This window comes from Thalassobacterium sedimentorum (genome assembly GCF_031127905.1).
GTDB lineage: Bacteria > Verrucomicrobiota > Verrucomicrobiia > Opitutales > Coraliomargaritaceae > Thalassobacterium > Thalassobacterium sedimentorum.
Window position 1 is genome coordinate 1 of the sequence record NZ_JARXIC010000080.1, and the last position, 2,989, is coordinate 2,989.

General features: G+C 54.8%; 3 protein-coding genes. 1 reads left to right on the forward strand and 2 read right to left on the reverse strand.

The features are described 5' to 3' along the window. Positions 1 to 190: 190 nt before the first annotated feature. Positions 191 to 1,774 (forward strand): class I SAM-dependent DNA methyltransferase, encoded by a 1,584-nt coding sequence (locus QEH59_RS18340; protein WP_308986836.1) that lies wholly within the window; start codon positions 191 to 193, stop codon positions 1,772 to 1,774. A gap of 345 nt (positions 1,775 to 2,119) precedes the next feature. On the opposite strand, the gene QEH59_RS18345 is transcribed toward QEH59_RS18340, so the two are convergent. Continuing rightward, on the reverse strand, positions 2,120 to 2,443 hold the full coding sequence (locus tag QEH59_RS18345) for a hypothetical protein (RefSeq protein ID WP_308986837.1): 324 nt from the start codon (positions 2,441 to 2,443) through the stop codon (positions 2,120 to 2,122). Positions 2,444 to 2,453: 10 nt separating this feature from the next. After that, positions 2,454 to 2,702: a GIY-YIG nuclease family protein gene (locus QEH59_RS18915; RefSeq protein WP_345785362.1), complete on the reverse strand. Its 249-nt coding sequence runs from the start codon at positions 2,700 to 2,702 to the stop codon at positions 2,454 to 2,456. Positions 2,703 to 2,989: the final 287 nt, after the last annotated feature.

Sequence of the window (2,989 nt, forward strand, 5' to 3'; positions counted from 1 at the left end):
GGCTCTACGGGCGAGAAGAGGGAGCCAAGGCCGACATGCACTTAACAAACAGCAAAACTCTGACTCTCTCCGGCTCCCCAACTCTAGCGAAGCGGTTGTAAAAAAAATCCATTCGTAACGGCATTGCACCCAGCAGCACGTCACGTAACTCTCCTTTCAAACTTCCAACTTCCCGCTTCAAACTTCTCCCATGACTGACAACACCATCGTCCAGAAACTCTGGAACCTCTGCGACGTCCTCCGCGACGACGGCATCAACTACAGCGACTACGTCACCGAACTCGTCCTCCTACTCTTTCCCAAGATGGTGCACGAGCAAACCGAAGCCGGCATCATTCAAAAACACCCGCTGCCCCAAGGCTGCCGCTGGACCGACCTCGCCGGCAAGTCCGGGCTGGTGCTGCTCAACGAGTATAAGCAGATGCTGCTCAACCTCTCCCAGAGCACCGACCCGCTGATCGCCGCCGTCTATGCCGAAGCGCAAACCCGCCTGCGCGAGCCACGCCACTTGGAGCAGCTGATCAAAAACCTCGGCAACATCGATTGGTTCAGCGCCACCAAAGACGGCCTCGGCGATCTCTACGAAGGCTTGCTGGAAAAAAACGCCAACGAAACCAAATCCGGCGCCGGCCAATACTTCACCCCGCGCCCCTTGATCGACGCCATGGTCGAGTGCCTACAGCCACAGCTCGGCGAGCGCATTCAAGACCCCGCCGCCGGCACCGCTGGCTTCCTGATCGCGGCCGACACCTACATTAAAAAGCACGCCGACTGGCACGGCCTCAAACAAGCCCAAGTTAATTTTCAAAAACACAAAGCCTTTGTCGGCGTCGAGCTGGTGCCCGAGACCCGCCGCCTCGCTTTGATGAACTGCCTGCTGCACAATATCGAGGGCGAAGGCGGCGGCGTCATCCATCTCGGCAACTCGCTCGGCCAAGTTGGTGAATCGCTCGCGCCCGCCGATGTCATCCTCGCCAATCCCCCCTTCGGCACCTCGCGCGGCGGCGACGCCAGCGTCACCCGCGCCTTCACCCATAAAACGGGCAATAAGCAGCTCGCCTTTCTGCAACACATATACCGCGGCCTCAAGCCCGGCGGCCGCGCCGCCGTGGTGCTGCCCGACAACGTGCTCTTCGAAGCAGGCGTCGGCACCGACATCCGCCGCGACCTGATGGACAAGTGCAACCTCCACACCATCCTACGTCTGCCCACGGGCATTTTCTACGCCGCCGGCGTGAAGACCAATGTGCTGTTCTTTAATCGCGGCACCCAAAAGAATCCCGAGCAAGAGGAAGGCTGCACCCGAAAGACCTGGATCTACGACCTGCGCAGTAACATGCCCAGCTTTGGCAAGCGCACGCCCTTCGGCCCGCAGCACCTTGCGCCCTTTGTAAAACTCTACGGCCCAAAAGCCGACGGCAGCAGCAAGCGTAAAGAAGGCGACTGGTCCTTCCCGCAAGCAGGCGAAGCCCCGACCGAAGCCAACAGCCGCTGGCGCGTCTTCGATCGTAGTTGGATTTCCGATACAAAAGACGACTCCCTCGACATCGCCTGGATCAAAGACAAAAACAGCGTCGACGGCGACGACCTCCCCGCCCCCGAACTCCTCGCTCAAGAAGCGATGAGCGAGTTGACCGCCGACTGGCGCGCCGCCCACCCCGAGCTCATCACGGGAGAGCACTCCGCCGAGGCCCTGCTCGCCCGTATCCAATCCGAACGTGCCGCCGCAAAATCCATCAAGAAGAAAACCGCCCGCAAACGCGCTGTGAAATGAAACGATTGAGTATCACTTCCCAAGGGCAATACAAAGGCCACACAACAAGCACCGATGACTCCAGTCAGAGTGAGAGCGAACTAAATTTCCTATGAGTGAATCTTTCGCAGACAGTGCAATGCACTGTCTGCCCATATGGGGATTAGCCGCAACGGATACTGGTTGACCTCGATAATCCTAAATCAATGAGTTGAACCGTTAATTACGTGAATTTTCGTTAATTAGAAAGACACAAACCACTACTAGTTATACGCTTTAAAAATCAGAGGTATTTTAATAATTCCAATTTCAATTCGCCATTTTGGCGACTGACCATATTGACGTAAATTAATGTAAATTAACGGTTTAAAAAGCCGCTCTTAAGCCGACTGCCGAATTAAGGATAAAAAAGGCAGAAACCATCTCCAAGTATTCTATCGCTTGAGAATCTGAGTCGATCGACGAATGGTCGTCATCACTGCGAACAATGACAGCGTCCAACCATTCAGCTGCAGCATCGTTTCGGTCATAAGCCGTATCAAAACTTCCAATGCCCCAGCAGTTTTCCATATTTTGTAAAAGCTCAGCAAAGTTCGGCCGTTCCATCTCGAAAAGACCACGCAAAGCATGAAACTTAAAATCGGCACGCACGTCATCGAAAGAGTCAGTTAGCCCGCCTACCTGCTTCACGACTGGCGCCTCAAAAATGACGCCGTGCAAATTCCCGGCCAGAGCCTGACTTTAAATATTTCTCGAAAGCCCTAGCCTTTTCAGGTGAGCGAAAACTAATGGCAGTTTCAATTCGCCAAGGACAAGACTTCGATGTGTGCGGCACAGCGCCTGCATTATGTTTGGCTAAACGTGCGTTCAAATCCTGAGTGCAACCCGTATAATGCGCATCTGGATTCGAACGACTTTTCAACACATAGACATATGTAAACTCACTCATCGTCACAGAGTATTAAAGCTCAAAGACTTCGATCGGTAAACCCGAAATTACCCCGGCGTGACAGCCTTCACTTTCGCTGCGCTCAAGCGAAACCAACTGGCATGCCAAGCCGTCTGGTCACGCCGTAGCTTCGCAAAGGCGGAAGTCTTGAGCGAGAACCCACTGAAACGCACGGTCCGCCTTCGCGCTTCGCGCCTTGCGCCTTCATAAATTACGGCGTCACAGGCCGGCGGGACAGCCTTCACTTTCGCTGCGCTCAAGCGAACCTAACTGGCATGCCAAGCCGT

Coding starts and splice junctions, on each gene's coding strand:
- QEH59_RS18340 (WP_308986836.1), top strand. CDS start 191: ATGACTGACAACACCATCGTCCAGAAACTCTGGAACCTCTGCGACGTC.
- QEH59_RS18915 (WP_345785362.1), bottom strand. CDS start 2,702: ATGAGTGAGTTTACATATGTCTATGTGTTGAAAAGTCGTTCGAATCCA.